15 protein-coding genes are annotated in these 19963 nt (G+C 52.1%); 8 read left to right on the forward strand and 7 right to left on the reverse strand.

Annotated elements, in window-relative coordinates; genetic code table 11:
* Positions 1-19: 19 nt before the first annotated feature.
* Positions 20-544: a c-type cytochrome gene (locus tag Q1A54_RS08865; protein WP_007660623.1), complete on the reverse strand. Its 525-nt coding sequence runs from the start codon at positions 542-544 to the stop codon at positions 20-22.
* A gap of 191 nt (positions 545-735) precedes the next feature.
* Between Q1A54_RS08865 and Q1A54_RS08870 the strand changes: the two genes are divergently transcribed.
* Entirely contained in the window at positions 736-3171 is a 2436-nt protein-coding gene (locus tag Q1A54_RS08870) for a zinc-dependent metalloprotease (protein WP_299986834.1), read from the forward strand.
* Between the two features lie 75 nt (positions 3172-3246).
* The gene (locus Q1A54_RS08875) at positions 3247-3660 is read left to right on the forward strand and encodes an STAS/SEC14 domain-containing protein (RefSeq protein ID WP_299986836.1); all 414 of its coding nucleotides are present in this window, start codon (positions 3247-3249) and stop codon (positions 3658-3660) included.
* 88 nt (positions 3661-3748) lie between these two features.
* On the opposite strand, the gene Q1A54_RS08880 is transcribed toward Q1A54_RS08875, so the two are convergent.
* Together Q1A54_RS08880 and Q1A54_RS08885 are read right to left on the reverse strand one after the other, a co-directional pair.
* Positions 3749-4012, reverse strand: coding sequence for a hypothetical protein (locus Q1A54_RS08880; protein ID WP_196119449.1), 264 nt, complete (start codon positions 4010-4012; stop codon positions 3749-3751).
* Positions 4013-4299: 287 nt separating this feature from the next.
* Positions 4300-4683 (reverse strand): SBBP repeat-containing protein, encoded by a 384-nt coding sequence (locus Q1A54_RS08885; protein WP_299986839.1) that lies wholly within the window; start codon positions 4681-4683, stop codon positions 4300-4302.
* Positions 4684-4907: 224 nt separating this feature from the next.
* On the opposite strand from Q1A54_RS08885, the gene brnQ reads away from it, so the two are divergent.
* Both brnQ and Q1A54_RS08895 read left to right on the forward strand, forming a co-directional pair.
* Entirely contained in the window at positions 4908-6248 is a 1341-nt protein-coding gene (gene brnQ, locus Q1A54_RS08890; protein WP_299986841.1) for a branched-chain amino acid transport system II carrier protein, read from the forward strand.
* A 143-nt stretch (positions 6249-6391) separates the two neighbouring features.
* Positions 6392-7504 carry a S4 domain-containing protein gene (locus Q1A54_RS08895; RefSeq protein WP_299986843.1) on the forward strand — a complete coding sequence of 371 codons (1113 nt, stop codon included), beginning with the start codon at positions 6392-6394 and terminating at the stop codon, positions 7502-7504.
* Between the two features lie 204 nt (positions 7505-7708).
* Here Q1A54_RS08895 and Q1A54_RS08900 read toward each other — a convergent pair whose 3' ends face one another.
* The 3 genes from Q1A54_RS08900 to cysM all read right to left on the reverse strand — a co-directional run bounded on the left by Q1A54_RS08900 (position 7709) and on the right by cysM (position 10387).
* Complete coding sequence (locus Q1A54_RS08900; protein ID WP_299986845.1) at positions 7709-8560, reverse strand: pirin family protein; 852 nt, start codon at positions 8558-8560, stop codon at positions 7709-7711.
* A gap of 184 nt (positions 8561-8744) precedes the next feature.
* The gene (locus Q1A54_RS08905; RefSeq protein WP_299986847.1) at positions 8745-9437 is read right to left on the reverse strand and encodes a type 1 glutamine amidotransferase domain-containing protein; all 693 of its coding nucleotides are present in this window, start codon (positions 9435-9437) and stop codon (positions 8745-8747) included.
* A gap of 62 nt (positions 9438-9499) precedes the next feature.
* Positions 9500-10387 (reverse strand): cysteine synthase CysM, encoded by an 888-nt coding sequence (cysM, locus tag Q1A54_RS08910; RefSeq protein ID WP_299986849.1) that lies wholly within the window; start codon positions 10385-10387, stop codon positions 9500-9502.
* A gap of 297 nt (positions 10388-10684) precedes the next feature.
* On the opposite strand from cysM, the gene dinB reads away from it, so the two are divergent.
* The gene (gene dinB / locus Q1A54_RS08915; protein ID WP_299986851.1) at positions 10685-11758 is read left to right on the forward strand and encodes a DNA polymerase IV; all 1074 of its coding nucleotides are present in this window, start codon (positions 10685-10687) and stop codon (positions 11756-11758) included.
* A 6-nt stretch (positions 11759-11764) separates the two neighbouring features.
* Here the strand turns inward: dinB and Q1A54_RS08920 are convergent, their stop codons facing one another.
* A complete protein-coding gene (locus tag Q1A54_RS08920; protein ID WP_299986853.1) occupies positions 11765-13381 on the reverse strand; it encodes a hypothetical protein in 1617 nt (538 codons plus the stop codon).
* Between the two features lie 312 nt (positions 13382-13693).
* On the opposite strand from Q1A54_RS08920, the gene Q1A54_RS08925 reads away from it, so the two are divergent.
* From Q1A54_RS08925 to yidC, 3 genes are all read left to right on the forward strand, one after another.
* On the forward strand, positions 13694-16204 hold the full coding sequence (locus Q1A54_RS08925; protein ID WP_196119474.1) for a zinc-dependent metalloprotease: 2511 nt from the start codon (positions 13694-13696) through the stop codon (positions 16202-16204).
* Between the two features lie 177 nt (positions 16205-16381).
* A complete protein-coding gene (locus tag Q1A54_RS08930; protein WP_299986856.1) occupies positions 16382-17995 on the forward strand; it encodes a CTP synthase in 1614 nt (537 codons plus the stop codon).
* Positions 17996-18028: 33 nt separating this feature from the next.
* Complete coding sequence (gene yidC, locus Q1A54_RS08935) at positions 18029-19870, forward strand: membrane protein insertase YidC (protein ID WP_299986857.1); 1842 nt, start codon at positions 18029-18031, stop codon at positions 19868-19870.
* The last annotated feature ends 93 nt before the right edge of the window (positions 19871-19963 follow it).

The following is a 19963-nucleotide window of genomic DNA, read 5'->3' on the forward strand; positions in this document are numbered from 1 at the left end:
GACAGCTTTCGGGATCATGCTATTGGCGAAGTGACAGGATGTAACGAGCCATCTCCTTGGCATCGGCTTCGCTTATGTTCGGGTGCGGCGGCATTGGGATCTGTCCCCATGCTCCGGATCCGCCCTGAATGATTTTACTCGATAAATAAGTTACGTTTTTGTCATTGAATTCGTATTTCTCGGCCACTTCCTGGTATGACGGGCCTACTACTTTCTGGTCCACTTTGTGACAGGCAAGGCAGTCAGAACCGGCGATCAGCTTCTCCCCTTTGGCGTACTGTCCGGCCAGTGCCTCTTTTTGCTGGGCAGCTCCCTCCGTTGCTCCCGGACCTGTCTCGGTTCCGGCAGGTGTGGTCTGTACATCCTGGGTGGCTCCTCCTGCAGGTGGTGTGGTAGCAGGGCGCGGCGGTTGCGGACGGGAAGCTACTGCCGTGGTGTCAGGCTGGTAGTCACTGTCATAGTAGCGTTCATACTCCGATTTCTGCTCATTGCCGCAGGCTGTCAGCAGCGCAAAGGCCGAAATAGCCATCAGTATCTTTTTCATAGTGCAAGGTTTTGTTTGTTCTAAATCGTGCTCTGAGAGCGCTCAGAGAATATGTACTCTCCTGAGCGCTTAAGGTTTTCAGATTTAAAGCAGCCTCCCATTCAATTCAGTTTAAGCTATATTTTCAGGATTCTATTTTCAAAATGCGTAACTTAAGCCTGCATACCCTTTCTTATTCTATACCTTAAACCATGAAATTAACTCTTAAAAACGGGCTTCTGCTCCTTCTTCTGCTTCCGCTGCTGGCCTTTAGCAGCGCCCAGGCACAGAACCTCCCCAGCATCAGTTCCAAAACTGCGGGGATGAAAAAATTCTCCGGTTTCTATACCTTCTACTGGGACGAAAACAACGGTAAGATCTGGCTCGAGATCGATAAGTTCGGACAGGATTTTCTGTATGTAAACTCGCTGCCAGGCGGACTCGGCTCCAACGACATTGGCCTCGATCGTGGACAGTTGGGCGGCCAACGCATTGTGTCCTTCAAAAAGATCGGTCCGAAAGTACTGCTCGTGCAGCCAAACCTGCGCTACAGAGCCATCACGGACAATCAAAATGAAGCCCGCGCTGTGGAAGAGTCTTTCGCCCAGTCTGTGCTCTGGGGATTCAAGGCCGAGGCTGCGGACGGGAATCGGGTGCTGGTCGATGCGACAGACTTTCTGCTGCGCGATGCCCACGATGTGATCGGCAGCATAAAACGATCCAATCAGGGCACCTATCGCCTCGACGCCAGTCGCTCGGCGCTATACCTGCCACGCACCAAAAACTTTCCGAAGAATACTGAGTTTGAGTCCACGCTCACTTTCACCAGCGACAACGGCGGCTTTATTGTGCGCAGCGTCGCTCCCGACGAACAAGCAGTTACTTTGCGCCAGCACCACTCTTTCATCGAGCTACCTGACAATAACTACACGCCACGTGAAGCTGATCCGCGAGCCGGTTATTTCGGTATCTCCTATTTCGACTACGCCACACCTGTCAACGAAAAAATCGAGAAGCGCTACATTGCCCGTCATCGTCTGCAGAAGAAGAACCCATCTGCCAAGGTATCCGAAGCTGTGAAGCCGATCGTGTATTATGTGGACAATGGAGCCCCGGAGCCGATCCGATCCGCCCTGCTGGACGGTGCCCGCTGGTGGAACCAGGCTTTTGAGGCGGCTGGTTATAAAGATGCCTTCCGGGTAGAGATACTGCCTGATACAGCTGACCCGATGGATGTGCGCTACAACATGATCCAGTGGGTACACCGCAGCACCCGCGGCTGGTCTTATGGCGCTTCTGTGATGGACCCGCGCACCGGTGAGATCATCAAAGGCCATGTGTCGCTGGGATCTTTACGCGTGCGGCAGGACTACCTGATCGCAGAAGGACTGCTGGCACCCTATGAGGCCGGCAAGCCCGAAAACAAGGCGATGATGGAAATGGCACTCGCCCGTATCAGACAACTGTCAGCGCACGAACTGGGCCATACCCTGGGCATCATGCACAACTACGACGCCAACAACAATGCCTCCGTGATGGACTACCCACACCCGCAGGTACAGCTGGACAGAACCGGCAACATCAACATCAGCAATGCCTATGGTACAAGTATAGGTGAGTGGGACAAACTGGCCGTGACCTTTGGCTATCAGGACTTCCTAAAGGAAACCGACGAAAAGAAAGCGCTGGATGAGCTGCTGGCACAGGGCCGAGCCCGTGGACTTACCTTCATCTCTGACACGGATGCCCGCGCTCCCGGTGGCGCCCACCCGACTGCCCACCTGTGGGACAATGGCACCAATGCGGCGGATGAACTGATGCGTGTGCTTGATGTTCGCAGAAAGGCCCTGCAAAATTTCTCTGAAAAGAACATTAAACCAGGTGCTGCCATGAGTACGCTGGAAGATGTGCTGGTACCCATTTACAATTTCCACCGCTACCAGACCGAAGCGGCAGCAAAGCTGATCGGGGGCATGCGCTATACCTATGCCATGCGTGGCGATAAGCAGCTGGTAACCGAAGTGCTTGACAAAAGAGAGCAGCAAAAGGGCCTCGATGCCATGCTTCAGACGATTTCGCCGGAAGTGCTTACCTTGCCAGAGAACGTCATCGCCCTGATCCCGCCCCGTGCGCCGGGCCTGGGTAATAACCGTGAGCTTTTCTCAAAAAGAACCGGGCTCACTTTTGATCCACTGGCAGCAGCGCAGGCCTCTGCTGACTTCTCTATTTCTTTCCTGCTGCACCCGGAGCGTGCCTCCCGCCTGGTGGAGTTTGGCGCACGACATAACACCCTCAGCCTGCAGGATGTCACCAATCAGCTGATCGGGCAAACCTGGAAAAGCAGACGCCAGAACGGACTGGCTGGCCAGGTACAACTGCAAAACGAACAAGTGGTACTGAGCCACCTGCTAGCCCTGACACAGAACGAGAACGCCTCGTACCAGGCACGTGCCGTTGCCGCCAGCGCACTGACCGACATTAAGCAGCATGCCACCAGTCAGGCCAAACGCACACGCGACACGGGCTACAAAGCACATCTGGATTTCGCGCTGGCCCGTATGGAGAAGCCTGAGGAAGTGAAACCAACCAAACAGCTCAACCTGCCTCCTGGCGCCCCTATTGGGGACGGCGTATTTGGATGTGAATAGCCTCAGCAGGACCTAAAGTTTGGAAAATATGTCCGCTTTAAAATAAATTTGAAGTCGGACATTTTAGCTTGAGCAATGAAGAAAGAATTGAAGAACCCGTTTGGCCGCGTATACCTTACCATAGAGGTAAATGCCAAGAACAGATGGGTACATGTAAACTGGATGGGTTATCTAACAGAGGAGAATATCAAGACCGGTGCTCAAGCTTACACTGATGCACTGGCCGAGGCTGGTTACAACTGCGTTCTGAATGACACGCGGCTGATCATTGGCGGATGGGACCACTCCCTCAGCTGGGTACTCAATGAATGGAGCCCTCGTGCCGCCAGGGCCGGACTGAAGTATTTTGCCATGATCACTACTCCGGAAACCTTTGCTGAATCAACGGCCGCCAGCTTTTACAACAATCTGAAAGCTTTCACGGCAAAGGTATTTGATGACAAGAATTCAGCAGAGGAATGGCTCCAACAGTATTCTCTTAAAAAGTAAGCAGCCCTTGCTGACATAAAAACCCCGTCTGCGGTAGGTATACCTGCTACAGACGGGGTTTTGCATTTTTATTGTCAGTAATGTATTACTAGGAAAGCGTGCTGATCAGCTGCCGGATGTCCACTTCATCCGCATAAGGCTCCAGCACTGCCATGGCACTGGCTGTTTGCTTAAAGGTACTCACAACCTCGGCTTCTGCGCCTGTCCATACCTCCACAAATGTGTGTCCCAACGTGTACAGTAAGATCGTATACCCGTTCACCTGACGGCGTGCAATGAGGGTGCCCTCCTTTTTCAGGGCTTCGCGCTGGCTCCGGTAAGGAAGCCTTTCGAACATGGAATATTCCAGCATAATCGGGTGTTGCTTCGGGTAATTGCTTATATAAGGTTGGACGGTCAAAAATGGTTTCAAACAAAAACTACTAAGGTATAACGACTGGTTTCAGGAAAAAAATAAAGCTCACATAATCAACCACTTCTTCATCAGAATAAATTTCAAGCAAACAGGTTAGCTAAGAATTTATTACCAGTTTAATTCAATTCTCACAATACTACTTAAATGGCTTCATAGAGGCCCCCCTTAGACCATAGTAGCTTTCCGTTCGTATCAAATTTGCCGATGAAAGTGTTAAATACACCTTAGCCCTTCAATACGACCTTGCCATCTATAAGCAGTTCCTCTATAAATACGCCGCCCACATAGATGTTACCATTCTTATCTGTCGCCACGCCAATGGCGCCATCATTTTGCGGGCCACCCAATGTTTTCGCCCAAAGCACCTGCCCCGCTGGGTTTGCTTTGTACATAAACATGTCTGTATTCTCTAAGCTGGTAAGGGTATGGTTGCCGATGGTGATGGTTCCCTCAAAATGCCCCACCGAAATGATGTTGCCGTCTTTATCAACGATGTGGTTCTCAATGGCATTCATCCCCGTTGACCCGACCTGATGTCCCCATTGGATCTGGGCCTGCAGATTTAGCGAAAAGAACCAAAATAAAAGCAGAAGTAGAGGTTTATTCATGTAAGAGTAAGAAGTATATTGGAAGTCTGTATATAGATGATATCGCTCCATCACATATAGCATTAGCAATATAAGCTAATATTCAGATCTCTGTCATTTTTAATGATCACAATTATAGTAAGCCCACTCTTCTGACTAAACACAAGATAAATGTAGGATTTTGGCGAGTTGGATATTTACTTGCAGTTAGATTCAATACATCCTCTCACTGAACGTAAAATATTGTGAAAGCAGGAACACTTTCTTTTAAAGAAACATTTTTCATTGGCTTAATGCTATTCGCCATCTTCTTCGGCGCGGGCAATCTCATTTTTCCTTTATCATTGGGTCAGGCCGCCGGCACTGAACTTACACCTGCTATTATCGGCTTTCTGATGACAGGCGTAGGGCTTCCGCTGCTGGGCGTTATAGCGATCGGCATGTCTAAAAATGAAGACGTGCAGTCCATTTCGGCTAAGGTACACCCCCTGTTTGGACTATTGTTTCCGGTTATCATCTACCTGACCATCGGACCATTGTTTGCCGTACCCCGAACGGGCACAGTATCATATGAAATAGGTATAGCACCTTTCCTGCCAGAGGGACTGAAAACAACGGGATGGGGTATGCTGCTCTATTCTGTGGTATTCTTCACTGTCACTTACTTGCTGGCTCTGAACCCGGGTAAGGTCGTGGATCGCATCGGCAAAATTCTCACGCCGGTGCTGTTGCTAATCCTGGCTGCCCTGCTGCTCCAGAATATTTTTTCACCGCTAGGTGAGATTACAGCTCCGTTGGCAGCCTACGAAACAGCCCCTTTCTTCAAGGGCTTCCAGGAAGGCTACCTGACCATGGACACCATTGGTTCTTTTGTATTCGGTTTGATTGTGATCAATGCTATACGCTCCAAAGGAGTAGACAGCCCAAAGCAAATAGCCAAAGTCTGCACCACAGCTGGCCTGATAGCGGCGGCCGGACTTGGCCTGGTGTATGTCGGACTGGCTTACTCCGGAGCAACGAGTGTGCAGGCGATCGGACATCTGGAAAACGGCGGCCTGATCATCAGCCAGATCTCCAGTCTGCAGTTCGGACTCTCTGGCAGCCTGATTCTGAGCGTAGCCATTACCTTTGCCTGCCTTACTACCAGCATCGGCCTGATCGTGGCCTGCTCCAGCTATTTCAATAAGCTGCGCCCTTCTATATCGTACAAGCAGTATGTGCTGGGACTCACGCTGGTGAGCGCACTGATCTCAAACGTGGGTCTGACGCAGATCATCTCTTTCTCTATACCTGTACTGGTGGCGATCTACCCGATCGTAATCGTCCTGATTACCCTGACTCTGTTTGGCCCCCTGCTCCGCAACCGCAATGCGATCTATACCTGGTCGGTGCTGCTGACAGGTATCGTGAGTGTGGTAGAGGGACTGGGCGCCGCAGGATTTGAATTAGGCATCAGCGATGTCTTCGCGCGTTACCTGCCGCTTTACAGTCTGGGTATGGGCTGGATCGTACCGGCGCTGGTCGGCTGCGTGATCGGCTTTGCCCTTTCTATGCGCCAATCATCTTATGCACTTGAAAACGAGTAGTCCTATCTGTTCGGCATAGTGTTGATTCTTACAGTTGAGGCAAAGCTTAGGTAAAGCTATATTTTCCCGTAATTTTGCTTCTTATTACAGGATTGGCGTAAAATATGGTGCTGACTTACAGCAACACGAACGCCACGAACAACATGGAACCAAAAAGACTGAATAAATTCATCAGCGACTCGGGCTTTTGCTCCCGTCGCGATGCAGACGAGCTGATAGAGCAGGGCCGCGTGACGGTGAACGGGAAAATACCGACCGACCCCGGCATGAAAGTAACGCCGAAAGACAAGGTGCGCATCGACGACGAGATGCTGCGTGTGAAACAGGAACAGCCCGTTTACCTGATCTTCAACAAACCAGCCAACATGTCGGCCACCTCGGATATGGCGGTGCGCGACAATGTGGTGCGAGCCATCAATTTCCCGGCTACACTGGAGCCAACCGCCATGCTGGAGCGTGAAGCGGAGGGCATCATCTTCCTCAGCAACGACGGCGACTTTGTGCGTGGCGTGAAGCGTGCCGACAACAGATACGAGAAGGAGTATATCGTAACTGTGGACAAGATGATCACGGCTGATTTCCTGCAGAAAATAAGCGGTGGCGGCGCGCCTGTGCCGGGCGAAGAACGGCTAAACAACTCAGTATCAAAAGAAACCCAAACGCGCTTCCGCATTACGCTGAAACCGGGCACTGACCACTACCTGAAGCGCATGTGTGAGAGCCTTGGCTATAAGGTGATGCACCTACAGCGTGTTCGTTTCGGTGAGTTTTCGCTCGCCAAATTGCCATCCGGTCACTGGCGTGTACTTACGCCACAGGAGGTTAACAGCCTGACCAGCCTCGTACCCGGCGGCAAGGGGACAAGCAGCCGAAAAACTTCTGAAAGCAGCTACGACAGACCGGCACGAGGTGAACGGTCCGGAGCAAGAAGTGGTACTGGTAGTGCCTCTTCATCCAGAGACGGTGCTTCGGGCACGAATGCCAGAACAGGTGCAGGACAAGGTCCGGCAAGAGGTGGCAGACCCGGATCTTCTTCATCAAAAGGAAGTGATGGTGCCAGAAGAGCAGACGCTTCAAGAGATGGCTTTAAAAGAACAGGCACTTCCAGAGACGGCGCTGGCAGCCCGGGCAAGAGCACACGGGGTGGTAGCTTTAAAGGCTCTCCAAAATCAGCACCCGGCAGAAGCGCAGCTCCAAAAAGTGGTGGCAAGCGCGGTGATGCCCCGAAAGGTGGTGGCCCAAAGCGCGGCAGATAAAGCTTGAATGCTAAGAAATTAGCTGATTTTATACCTGACAAGCCCTCTTCCCATTCGGGAAAGAGGGCTTTTTTTGATAAGTCGTGGCTGGTGGAAATTTGGTGCACGATTGGACAGGTCGCGACCCAATGCTGTCAACTTAAGCAAATGGCTCTTTCGGATTACCTAATCCCCGTGTGTCGGCATACGCGGGTCTCCAACTCACTAATCCCAGGTTCCCATTTTACCCATCTGGTAGTCGCGGAAGGCCTGGTGAATCTCTTCTTCGGTGTTCATCACAAATGGTCCGTGTGAAACGACGGGTTCGTTGAACGGCTGAGCATGACCGAAGAGAATATAAGCATCTTCGGTAGCCTCGACTTTCACTTCCTTGCCTTCATTATCAAATTCTACCAAGGTAAGTTTCTCAGCCGTCTGCCCGTTTACCTTCACGGTGCCGCGCACTACATAGAAGAAGATGTTGCGCTCCGCAGGGATGTTGCAGACGAACTCTCCGCCTTTCTGCAGCTCAATGCTCACGATATGTATGTCGCTTAGATTCTGGATAGGCGCCTGCACCTCCCCCCAGCTGCCTGAGATCACGTTTACCCGCACCTTGCCATTGTCAAGTTCTACTACCGGAATTTTGTCTTTCTGCAGCCCAATGTACTTTGGTGCAGTCATTTTGTGCTGGGCAGGCAGGTTGAACCACAGCTGGAGGATCTCCAGTGGCCCTCCCTCCTTCTTGAATTTATCCGATGACACCTCTGCATGGATCAGGCCGCTACCGGCTGTCATCCACTGCACGCCACCAGCCTCAATGATATCCTTTCCACCGCCCGTATCCTGGTGCATGATGTCGCCATCGAGTATAAAGGTCAGTGTTTCGAAACCACGGTGCGGGTGTGGACCGAAAGGCAACCCCCTGTTGCCGGCCTTGTATACCTGCGGTCCATGGTGGTTCAGGAAAAGGAAAGGATCGATGTATTCCACTTCGCGCGTAGGTATAGCCCGGTAGGTTACCAGATCATCCATGGGCGCATATACTGCTTTATGTAACTTCTTTATCTTTCGCATAAGGTTAAATCTAGATCGACCGCAAAATAATGTATATACATCAATTACCCTAACCCCTATCAGATTGTTTCGGATAGCTTGATGTTCCCGCTATGCTTAACATAAAAATCCCACCGTTTCCAAAGCTGGATTGGGTGGGATTTTCACGCTACACTGATAGTAAGGTATACGGATACTTACCCGATTAAGCCGCTTTCTCTTTTTTTAGTAGCTTGAGTAGTGTTTCTGCCGCTGGTTCGGATGAAGCCGGATTCTGCCCCGTGATCAGCAGCCCATCGGTTACTACGTACGGCTGCCAATCGTCTGCCTTGGAGTAATCTCCGCCCAGTTCTTTCAGCCTATCCTCCACCAGGAAAGGCACAATATTCGTTAGCTGCACGGCCTCCTCTTCGGTATTGGTGAAGCCAGCTACTTTTTTGCCTTTTACCAATGGTTCGCCATTCGGCGCCTTGGCTTCGGCCAGTACGGCCGGACCATGACACACAGCCGCCACTGGTTTCTGCTGCTTCGTAAACTCCTCGATCAGACGGATGGATTCGCGGTCGTTTGCCAGATCCCACAGAGGTCCGTGCCCACCCGGGTAAAACACGGCATCGTAGTCCTCGGCACGCACTTCGCTAAGCTTCCTGGTGCGGGAGAGTTTATGTTGCAGGTCATCGTCTTCGTAAAAACGCCTGGTTGCCTCCGTCTGTGCATCAGGCTCCGTGCTTTTCGGATCGATTGGCGGCTGTCCGCCTTTCGGCGAAACCAGATCAACCTGCACGCCGGCATCAGCCAGTGTGTAATAAGGAGCGGCAAACTCCTCAATCCAGAAACCGGTCTTTTTGCCGGTGTCACCTAGTTGGTCGTGTGAGGTCAAAACAAATAATACTTTCATAGTTTATGCTATTTAGATGGTTTAGAGTCAATTCTTTTAACCTGATTTAGCTGGACATTGTTTTAGCTGAACAGCTCAGAGGACAGGTAGCGATCGCCCCGGTCACAGATAATACAGACGACCACGCCCTCCTCCAGTTCGGAGATCAGCCGGGTTGCCGCTGCCACTGCGCCTCCGCTGCTCATACCTGCAAACACGCCCTCTTCCCGGGCCAGTCGGCGGGTCATGGCAGTTGCCTCCTGCTGCGATACGTCCAGTATGCGGTCGACCCGCTCCCGTTCGAATATTTTGGGCAGGTACGCCTGTGGCCAGCGCCGGATACCGGGAATCTGGGAGCCTTCTACGGGCTGGGTGCCCACGATCTGCACGGCCGGGTTTTGCTCTTTCAGGTAACGGGATACTCCCATGATAGTGCCGGTCGTGCCCATAGCCGACACAAAATGCGTGACTGCCCCCTCGGTGTCGCGCCAAATCTCCGGGCCGGTGCTGCGGTAATGAGCGCCGTAGTTGTCCGGGTTGCCGAACTGGTTGAGCACAAAGTAGCCGCCTTTCGACTCTTTGTCGCGCACATAGTCTATGGCTGCTTCCATGGAGCCCTCGGCTGGGGTCAGCGTTACTTTCGCGCCATAGGCCTCCATGGTTTTTACCCGTTCGGGCGTGGCGCTGGCGGGCATCACCAACTCAATCTCCACGCCGAACAACTGCGCGATCATGGCCAGTGCTATACCTGTATTGCCACTGGTGGCTTCGATCAGCTTGGTTCCTTTTGTCAGTTCTCCCCTATCCAGCGCTCCCTTGATCATACCATAGGCCGCACGGTCCTTCACGCTCCCACCGGGGTTATTTCCCTCCAGTTTGGCCAGTAGTTTTACATTTGGGTTTGGAGATATATTCCTTAACTCCACCAAAGGGGTATTGCCAATAAAGTCCAGTAGTGTCCATGTTGTCATGTCTGTTTTATGCATCCTGTATACCTGTACGTGTTTATTGCCGCAATGGAATTGTCCTTTAGATGAAAGGGAAATACAGCAGGTATAAAAATGCTCTTGGATTGACTTCAGGCATGTTTCGGGTAGGTCACTCTATCATTGATTGATGCTCCAGCAAAACTGAAATGAATACGGATTAACATCACGAGGCTCAACAATACCCCTAACAGGTATACGAAGTCAAAATGTGACGTCGCTTCAAACTTTTACTCCTCAACTCTCAAACTCCCCAACTCCTAAACTCTTATCTTTGTAGCCATGCCTATCCGCAAGATCATCCACATCGACATGGACGCCTTTTTCGCTTCCGTGGAGCAACGCGACAACCCCGAGTTGCGCGGCAAGCCTGTGGCGGTGGGTGGTTCACGGGCTCGGGGCGTGGTGGCGGCAGCTAGTTACGAGGCCAGAAAGTTTGGCGTGCACTCTGCCCTTGCCTCCAAGATCGCGGCACAGCGCTGCCCGCAGCTGATATTCGTGAAGCCCCGCTTTGAGGTATACAGCGCCGTATCGCGCCAGATACGCGAGATCTTTTATTCCTATACCGATCTGGTGGAGCCGCTCTCACTCGACGAGGCCTACCTAGACGTGACTGAAAACAAGATCGGCATGCCTTCCGCTACGATCATCGCCAATGAAATCCGAGCAAAAATTCATGAGGAAACAGGCCTAACCGCCTCGGCCGGGGTGTCCTTCAATAAGTTTCTGGCTAAGATCGCCTCGGACATGAACAAGCCAAACGGCTTCACACTGATCACGCCGGACAAGGCGGAGGACATCGTGGCGGCACTGGCGATCGAGAAATTCTATGGCATCGGGAAAGTAACGGCAGCCAAATTGCAGAGCATGGGCATCCTCACCGGCGCCGACTTGCGGGAGCGCAGCGAAGAGGAACTGGTCCGGCACTTTGGCAAGACGGGGCGCTACTACTACCGCATTGCCCGTGCACAGGACGAACGGGAGGTACAGCCGCACCGCATTCGTAAGTCCATCGGCTCTGAGCGCACCTTTGAAGTGGACCTGACCGAGGAGGAAGTTATGCTGCCGGAGCTGGAAAGACTGGCCAAAGAAGTGGCGCATGACATGGAGCGACTGCAGACCACGGCCAAAACCATCACGGTCAAGATCAAATACTTCGACTTCAACCAGACCACCCGCAGTAAGACTTTTCTGGGTGAGATCAAGTCAGCGGACGCCATCTTTACGATCGCCCGCGACCTGTTGCGCACGCCTCAACTGCCGGCCTATCCGGTGCGACTGTTAGGTATAACCGCTTCCTCCCTCCTCTACCAGCACGACAAAATGGAGGGCTACCAGCTGACGCTGGAGTTCTAGCGTGCCTTACTTCTTGGCAACGTATTTTTTGGCCAGCACCCAGCTTTCACGGTCCCCATCGGCCTCGGGGGAGATTTCCAGTAGTTCTGAATAGTAGCGTTTGGCCTTTTGCTTGTCTTTGGATTTTTCAGCAGCAAGGCCCGCTCCGTAGAGACTGTTATATCGTTTAGGCGATACCTTCAGACTGGCTTCATAGGCCTGCATGGCTTCTGCTGGCTTTTTACTAAGCAAAAGCATGTCACCCAACAGCTCTCTGGCGGGAAGAACAGCGCCTGGTGTTACCGGGTGTTTGTCCAGTGCATCCTCCTTGTCAGCCGCTTCCCGCATCATGGTCAACGCCTTGTTCTTATCTCCTTTTTTAAACTCCAACCATGCCCGCACAGCCAGGTGTTGGGCTTCGGCTTGTGCTGCCCAGTAAGTGTCTCCTGAGCCGCTCAGCTGAGTCCGCAGTTTATCCAGTGCTACCAGGGCCTCTTCTGCCACAGCGATATTTCCAGACCGGGCACCTCCTATACCTCTGGCAAAGTGGGTGATCGCTTCAGCGCTGGGATAATTATACCAAGTGAAGTTTTCAGGCGACCGGACAGGCAAAGCAGCAGCCTCTGCCCACTTGCCCCTTTCCAGGGCATGGCGTGCAGGTATAGCCGCCAAAGCATAAGCCGTCGCGAACGCAGGTGCATAGCCGGAAACAGCCTGCATTTTCTTTACTACTTCTTGTGCTTTTTTGTCGCGCCCCTGTTGCAGGTAACCATAAGCCATGTAATCCAGCGCATGGGGATAGTGCATGGAAACGGCCGCGCCAGAAGACTGCCGGAGCGCGGCATCAGCGGAACGTATGTTCCAGTCCACGGCGTCTGCCCACTGCCCCAGGCGAATAAAAATGTGACTCGGCATGTGCAGGGCGTGCGGTACATCCGGAGCAATACGCTCATACTCCCGCGATACTTTTACGGCTTTGCTTGCCAGCAAGGGATTATCATAGGCATGGATGATGTAATGGAAAAGCCCAGGATGGTCTGGGTTGCTGTCATGCAGCTGCTCCAGCAAGGCACCGGCTTCCTTCTGTCTGGCAAAGGTATTGTCAGTCTTCGGGGCTGTGCCAAGCTGACCCAGCGCATAAAAAGCGGCTGCCTCTACCTCATCTGGATACGCCTGATGTACCTGTTTATACCCATCCTCGAAAGCTTTCAGTTGATCTGTATAGCTGGTATTTTCCCAGTTTTCATAGAATCCGGATACGGCCTTGATATAGGCTTTTTCTTTAGCGCTCAGGTTCTCTTGCTGCAGGGCTTTATCCAACGCTGCCTTCCCTTTTTGGAGGTTCTCATCAGAGGGTCGCTCACCCCAAAGGGGGTGAATATAGCTCATGGCGATGCCCCACTGCGCCATGCCACAATCCGGGGCGGCCTCAGCTGCAGCCGCAAACTCCTGTTCCGCCTGCTCATACATCATGTGGTGCATGAGTGCCAGACCAGTGTCAAAATGCAGCTGCGCCTCATCCCCACAAGAGGTTTGCAGGTTCACGGTACCGTGTTTGGTCGCATGTCCCTGCGCGGTCGTATGCTGGCTATGGGTAGTAAAGAAGAGCCAACATACTAGAGCTATAACAAGTGATGTTCGCATGCTGTTTATATAAAATTGAGCTAACAAAAAGACCAAAAGCAAGGACGACGAACGCCGAATTTAAGCTGCGAGATGCTTAATAGTGAGAGAGCCGGTCAAGGTATACAAGAGGTATAGCCTATCTTATTTTTTTACTCATTCTACTGTGATATGTTTATCTTTTATAGCATTGTTCTGATGCAAATTGTCAAATTCAGATAAGCAGGGCGATGCGATTAAACCATTCTTTTCCAGACTAGTCTTTTATCAAATATCTGAAACAGGTATATTGTAAAACACTAATCCAAATCTAACCTAATCTTTCACCCCATTATGAGCAAAAATGTACGCTATGCCCGGCTGGCTACACTGCTTCTGGCTGGTGCACTTGTAGCACCTCCCGCCTTTGCCCAAAGCAAGGAAAAGAAGAAGAACAAGAAAAAAGCCAAGCAGGAAGTAACCACCACGCAGGCTACTCCGGCTGTTAAAAAAGACGATAACGGTGTAAAACCTTATGCCAGCGTCATCACCCCGAATGCCGTGACCGACGAAGGCCTTTTCAAGGTGCACCGCATCGACGAGAAGTACTTCTATGAAATTCCGGATACGCTCCTGAACCGCGACATGCTGATGGTGAGCCGTATCGCCAAAACCGCCACCAACCTGGGTTATGGTGGTGAGGAACTGAACCGCCAGATGCTGCGCTGGGAGAAGAAAGGCAACCGCATTTTGCTGCGCTTGATTTCTTACCAGAACGTGGCCAGCGACACGCTGGAGATCTTCCACTCCGTGCAAAACTCCAACCTGGCTCCTGTTATCCAGGCATTCGACATCAAAGCCTTCAACAACGGTGCTTCGGTGGTAGAGGTAACTGACTTCTTCTCGAAAGACGTGCAGGCACTCGGTCTGAACAAGCGCCAGCGTGAAACACACAAAGTAAAGAAACTGGACGATAAGCGCTCTTTTGTGGAGGGTATCAAGAGCTTCCCGCTCAACATAGAGGCCCGCTCATTGATGACCTACGAAGCGACTGATCCGCCAGCCAACTCCAATGCAGGTACGATCACGGTAGAACTCAACCACTCCATGCTCCTGCTGCCGAAAGTGCCGATGCCGGCCCGTCGTTTTGATGAGCGTGTAGGTTACTTTACCCTGTCGCAGACCGACTACGGTACTGACGAGCAGCGTGCCGCCAAGCGCCGCTACATTGTGCGCTGGAAGCTGGAGCCGAAAGACAAAGAGGCCTATGCCCGCGGTGAACTGGTAGAGCCTGTTAAGCCGATCGTGTATTACATTGACCCGGCCACGCCAATGAAATGGCGCCCATACCTGAAACAAGGTGTGGAGGACTGGAACAAGGCCTTCGAGGCGGCTGGTTTTAAGAATGCCATCATCGCAAAAGACGCTCCTACCCCGGAAGAAGATCCAGAGTTCAGCACCGAAGATGCGCGCTATTCTGTAATCCGCTACTTCTCTTCTGAAACGCAGAACGCCTACGGTCCGAACGTACACGACCCGCGCTCAGGCGAGATCCTGGAAAGCCACATCGGCTGGTATCACAACGTGATGAACCTGCTACGCAACTGGTATTTTGTACAGACGGCCGCCATTAACCCGGATGCCCGCAGCGTGAAGTTCAAGGACGAAGTGATGGGTGAGCTGATCCGTTTTGTGTCTGCCCACGAGGTAGGCCATACCCTGGGTCTTCCGCACAACATGGGTTCCAGCGCCGCCTATCCGGTGGAGAAGCTGCGTGATGCGAAATTTACGCAGGAAATGGGTACTGCCCCTTCTATCATGGACTATGCCCGCTTCAACTATGTGGCGCAGCCGGAAGACAAGGGTGTAGCCCTGATGCCAGGCATCGGTGTATACGACAAGCATGCGGTAAGATGGGGCTATACCTACTTCCCGGAGATGAACGGTTATGACAACGTAGCCAAGCTGTCGAAATGGATTCTTGAGAAAGAAAACGACCCGATGTACCGCTTCGGCCGTCAGCAAGGTAATCCGGTAGACCCGTCTTCACAGACCGAGGACCTGGGCGATGACGCCATGCTGGCCAGCCACTACGGCATCCTGAACCTGAAGCGCATCATGCCAAACCTGATGGAGTGGACGAAGGAGGAGAACAAGAACTACGATGACCTCCAGGAGATGTATACCCAGGTGCTTGGTCAGTGGAACCGCTACATGGGCCACGTAACGGCTAATGTCGGCGGGGTGTACGAGAACTACAAGACCTACGACCAGAAGGGCGATGTATACGCTGCCGTACCGAAAGAGAAGCAGCAGCGTGCCATGAAGTTTATCAACGAGCAGGGCTTCTCTACTCCTACCTGGATGCTGGACCAGAACATCCTGCGTAAGATTGAATCAGCTGGTGCTGTGGAACGCATCCGTACGGCGCAGGTGAACATCCTGAACAATGTACTGGAGCCAGGCCGTATGCAGCGCCTGCTGGAGTCACAGGCGGCATTGGGCAGCAAAACCTATACCTTGCCTGAGATGATGGCTGACTTGCGCAACGGCGTGTGGTCTGAGATCGGCAGCGGCAAAACGGTGGATATGTACCGCCGTAACCTGCAGCGCGGCTACCTGGATCGTATGGAGTACCTGATGAAGGAAGAGCAGCGCTCAGTTCCTAGCGGCGCACGTGCCTTCATGGGCTTCACGCAGGTGAACATGTCGCAGTCGGATATCCGTCCGATGGTGCGCGGCGAGCTGACTGCTCTGCGCAACCAGATCAAAGCCTCTTTGCCGAAGACGCAGGATAGCATGACGAAGTACCACTTGCAGGATGCACTGGTACGTATTGACAACATCCTGAACCCGAAAAGTTAAATTTCCTGTTTTTGTATGATACAGAAAGCCCCGGCCAGTTTGGCTGGGGCTTTTTATTTATAGTATTTGTTGAATGTTAAGAAAGATATCCTATGCAATCGACAGAACAATGGGACATCGTGCCACAAAATCAAATATATCTTGTACCTTTGTAGCCCATAAAGTTTAACCTAACTTATGGCTGCTAAATATATTTTTGTTACAGGAGGCGTTACCTCCTCTCTTGGTAAAGGTATCATCTCCGCTTCTCTTGCTAAGTTGCTGCAGGCAAGGGGCTTCTCTGTAACAATCCAGAAATTCGACCCTTATATCAACATCGACCCGGGCACGCTCAACCCCTACGAGCATGGCGAATGTTTCGTGACCGAAGACGGCGCCGAGACGGACCTAGACCTGGGCCACTACGAGCGTTTCCTGAATGTGCCTACTTCGCAGGCAAACAATGTGACCACCGGCCGCATCTACTACAATGTGATCACGCAGGAGCGTGAAGGTGCCTATCTGGGCAAAACAGTACAGGTAATTCCCCACATCACAGACGAGATCAAGCGCCGCATGCTCCTTTTAGGCGAGTCCGGTGAATACGACATCGTGATCACGGAGATCGGCGGTTGCGTGGGTGATATTGAGTCGTTGCCGTTTATTGAGGCCGTGCGTCAGTTGCGCTGGGAATTGGGCGTGAACGAGACCTGCGTGATTCACCTGACGCTGGTACCCTACTTGAAGGCAGCCGGTGAACTGAAGACAAAACCAACACAGCATTCGGTGCGTGACCTCTCCGAGGCCGGTGTGCAGCCAGACATCCTGGTTTGCCGCTCAGAGCACCACATACCTACCGACCTGCGCAAAAAGATTGCCTTGTTCTGTAACGTGAAGCAAAACTCCGTGATCGAGTCAATCGACGCGGAAACGATATACGACGTGCCGCTACTGATGCGCAAGGAGAAGCTGGACGAGCGCGTGATCGCTAAACTCAAGCTGCCACACAAAAGTGAGCCGGAACTCGAAACCTGGAAAGAATTCCTGGGCCGACTCAAAAACCCTACCGCTGAAGTTAAAATAGGGCTGGTAGGCAAGTATGTAGAGCTGCCGGATGCCTACAAGTCGATTGTAGAATCATTCGTTCATGCTGGTGCCGCCAACGAGTGCAAAGTGAGCATCAAGTGGTTCCAGTCGGAGAACATCAACGATGAGAACGTAGCCGGCCTGCTGCAAGGTATGGACGGTGTGCTGGTGGCCCCTGGCTTCGGGGAGCGTGGCTTTAAAGGTAAACTGGAGGCGATCCGCTTTGTGCGGGAAGCAGGTATACCGTTCCTGGGCATCTGCCTGGGTATGCAGTGTGCCGCCGTGGAGTTCGCCCGCAACGTGCTGGGACTGGAGGGCGCCGCCTCTACTGAGATGGATCCGAACACGCCATACCCGGTGATCGACATGATGGAAGACCAGAAGCAGATCACACAAAAGGGCGGCACCATGCGACTGGGTGCCTATACCTGTGAACTAAAGAAGGGCTCAAAAGCATTTTCTATTTATGGCAAGTCCAAGATTTCGGAGCGTCACCGTCACCGTTACGAGTTCAACAACAAGTTCCTGGCTGATTACGAGCAGGCCGGCATGGTCGCCTCTGGTATAAACCCGGACACAGGCCTGGTAGAAGTGATCGAGCTGCAGAACCACCCGTGGTTTGTGGCGGCACAGTACCACCCGGAACTGAAGAGTACTGTCCTGAATCCGCATCCGCTATTCGTGAAGTTTGTGAAAGCGGCTATGAATTACACTAAATCTAAATAAGCATTAACCAACACTCATTATTATTTTTATTAGATGGATAGAAATCAAGCTATTGGCTTTGGATTGATTGCCGTGCTCCTGCTGGCTTACTCCTTCTTCTTCTCGGGAACGAACGAAGAGGCCAACACTCCGGCATTTGACCAGACAGCCAAGGTAGAGCAGGTGCAGACGGGACCCGCTCCTGTAGCCGAGGACGACTCGCTGGCACAGGTTCGCCGCGCCGCCGCGCTGGGCACTTTCAGTGCAGCCGCTACCGGTGAAGCCAGCACCACCACCCTTGAGAACCAAAACATGGTGGTGACCTTCAACAGCAAAGGTGGCCAGGTAGAGGAAGTGGTCCTTAAGAATTACAAAGACTACAGAGGCAACACCCTGGTACTGTTCGACCGCGAAAGCAGCCAGACTGATGTGCAGTTCACCACAAACGATGGCAAGAACATCCGCCTGTCAGACCTGTATTTCACACCTTCTGAAGCGCAGACGGTAACCGTTGGCGAAGTTCCTGCTCAAACCATCACATACCGTGCTGACCTGGGCAATGGCCAGACCATTGATCAGATCTATACCTTGTTCGACAATAGCTTTCAGGTAGGTTACAAGCTGGATTTCAAAGGCCTTGACAACCAGATCAGCGGCGATAACGTGACCATGACCTGGAACGACAACCTGAAGCAGCTTGAGAAAGACATCACGCAAAACCGCGCCAAGTCTACCATCAATTACTATACAGCGGACGAAAGCTTCGACTACCTGTCTATCTCTGAAGGGACGGAGACAGAGACGATCACGGAGCCGATGAAGTGGGTGGCCAACAAGCAGAACTTCTTCACGGCCGGTATTATCGCTGCCAACACCTTCTCTGGTGCTAAACTGGAAGCGGTGACCAACCCGGCTGATACTTCTGTAGTAAAGACCCTGAACTCTCAGATCCTGATTCCGACGGCTGACCTGCTGAGCGGCAAAGGCGAGTTTACCTATTACTTCGGTCCAAACGACTACAAGATCCTGAAGCACATGGGCAACGAGTTCAACAAGAACCTTGACCTGGGCTGGGGCATTTTCTCGTGGGTGAACAAGTGGATCATCATCCCGGCTTTTGACTTCCTCGAAAACTACATCGGCAACTACGGCATCATCATCATCCTGCTGGTACTGTACATCAAGCTGATCCTGTTCCCGCTGACCTACAAGTCCTTCCTGTCGATGGCGAAAATGAAGGTGCTGAAGCCGGAGATCGATGCCATTAAGGAGCGTAACGACGGCGACATGCAGAAGACGCAGATGGAAACCATGAAGCTATATGGCGAAATGGGCGTGAATCCGCTGAGCGGCTGTATCCCGATGCTCTTGCAGATTCCGATCCTGTTTGCGATGTTCAACTTCTTCCCGAATTCTATCGAGTTGCGTCAGGAGGCTTTCCTTTGGGCAGATGACTTGTCAACCTATGACGTATTCGCCAGACTGCCGTTTACTATACCTTTCTATGGCGACCACGTGAGTATGTTCACCTTGCTCATGACGGCCTCGACGATCCTCTATACCTGGTCTAACAACCAGATGAACACAATGCAGGGTCCGATGAAGATGTATACTTACCTGATGCCGATCATCTTCATGTTCGTGCTGAACTCCTTCCCGGCAGGCCTTTCTTTCTACTACTTCGTATCAAACATGGTGACATTCGGTCAGCAGGCCCTTATCCGCAAGTTCGTGGACGAAGGCAAGATCAGAGCGAAACTGGAAGAGAACCGTGACAAGCGCAAGGAGAAGAAGAAATCAGGCGGTCCGTCTTTCACAGAGCGTATGCAGGAGGCCATGCGTGCCGCAGCCGACAAAGAGCAGCAGCGCAAAAACAACCCGAAACTCAAGAAATAAGCATTCACGTGCTATACCTTACAGGAAGCCCCGAAGCAGTTCGGGGCTTTTTTGTTGACCATATTCGCTGCTTTGCGTATAGCCCAATACCTA

The sequence above is a fragment of the uncultured Pontibacter sp. genome, from assembly GCF_947502515.1.
Classification (GTDB): domain Bacteria; phylum Bacteroidota; class Bacteroidia; order Cytophagales; family Hymenobacteraceae; genus Pontibacter.

What these genes read in the sequence shown, in the direction of transcription:
- Q1A54_RS08865 (WP_007660623.1), bottom strand. Translation starts at nt 544, where the DNA reads ATGAAAAAGATACTGATGGCTATTTCGGCCTTTGCGCTGCTGACAGCC.
- Q1A54_RS08870 (WP_299986834.1), top strand. Translation starts at nt 736, where the DNA reads ATGAAATTAACTCTTAAAAACGGGCTTCTGCTCCTTCTTCTGCTTCCG.
- Q1A54_RS08875 (WP_299986836.1), top strand. Translation starts at nt 3,247, where the DNA reads ATGAAGAAAGAATTGAAGAACCCGTTTGGCCGCGTATACCTTACCATA.
- Q1A54_RS08880 (WP_196119449.1), bottom strand. Translation starts at nt 4,012, where the DNA reads ATGCTGGAATATTCCATGTTCGAAAGGCTTCCTTACCGGAGCCAGCGC.
- Q1A54_RS08885 (WP_299986839.1), bottom strand. Translation starts at nt 4,683, where the DNA reads ATGAATAAACCTCTACTTCTGCTTTTATTTTGGTTCTTTTCGCTAAAT.
- Q1A54_RS08895 (WP_299986843.1), top strand. Translation starts at nt 6,392, where the DNA reads ATGGAACCAAAAAGACTGAATAAATTCATCAGCGACTCGGGCTTTTGC.
- Q1A54_RS08900 (WP_299986845.1), bottom strand. Translation starts at nt 8,560, where the DNA reads ATGCGAAAGATAAAGAAGTTACATAAAGCAGTATATGCGCCCATGGAT.
- Q1A54_RS08905 (WP_299986847.1), bottom strand. Translation starts at nt 9,437, where the DNA reads ATGAAAGTATTATTTGTTTTGACCTCACACGACCAACTAGGTGACACC.
- cysM (WP_299986849.1), bottom strand. Translation starts at nt 10,387, where the DNA reads ATGACAACATGGACACTACTGGACTTTATTGGCAATACCCCTTTGGTG.
- dinB (WP_299986851.1), top strand. Translation starts at nt 10,685, where the DNA reads ATGCCTATCCGCAAGATCATCCACATCGACATGGACGCCTTTTTCGCT.
- Q1A54_RS08920 (WP_299986853.1), bottom strand. Translation starts at nt 13,381, where the DNA reads ATGCGAACATCACTTGTTATAGCTCTAGTATGTTGGCTCTTCTTTACT.
- Q1A54_RS08925 (WP_196119474.1), top strand. Translation starts at nt 13,694, where the DNA reads ATGAGCAAAAATGTACGCTATGCCCGGCTGGCTACACTGCTTCTGGCT.
- Q1A54_RS08930 (WP_299986856.1), top strand. Translation starts at nt 16,382, where the DNA reads ATGGCTGCTAAATATATTTTTGTTACAGGAGGCGTTACCTCCTCTCTT.
- yidC (WP_299986857.1), top strand. Translation starts at nt 18,029, where the DNA reads ATGGATAGAAATCAAGCTATTGGCTTTGGATTGATTGCCGTGCTCCTG.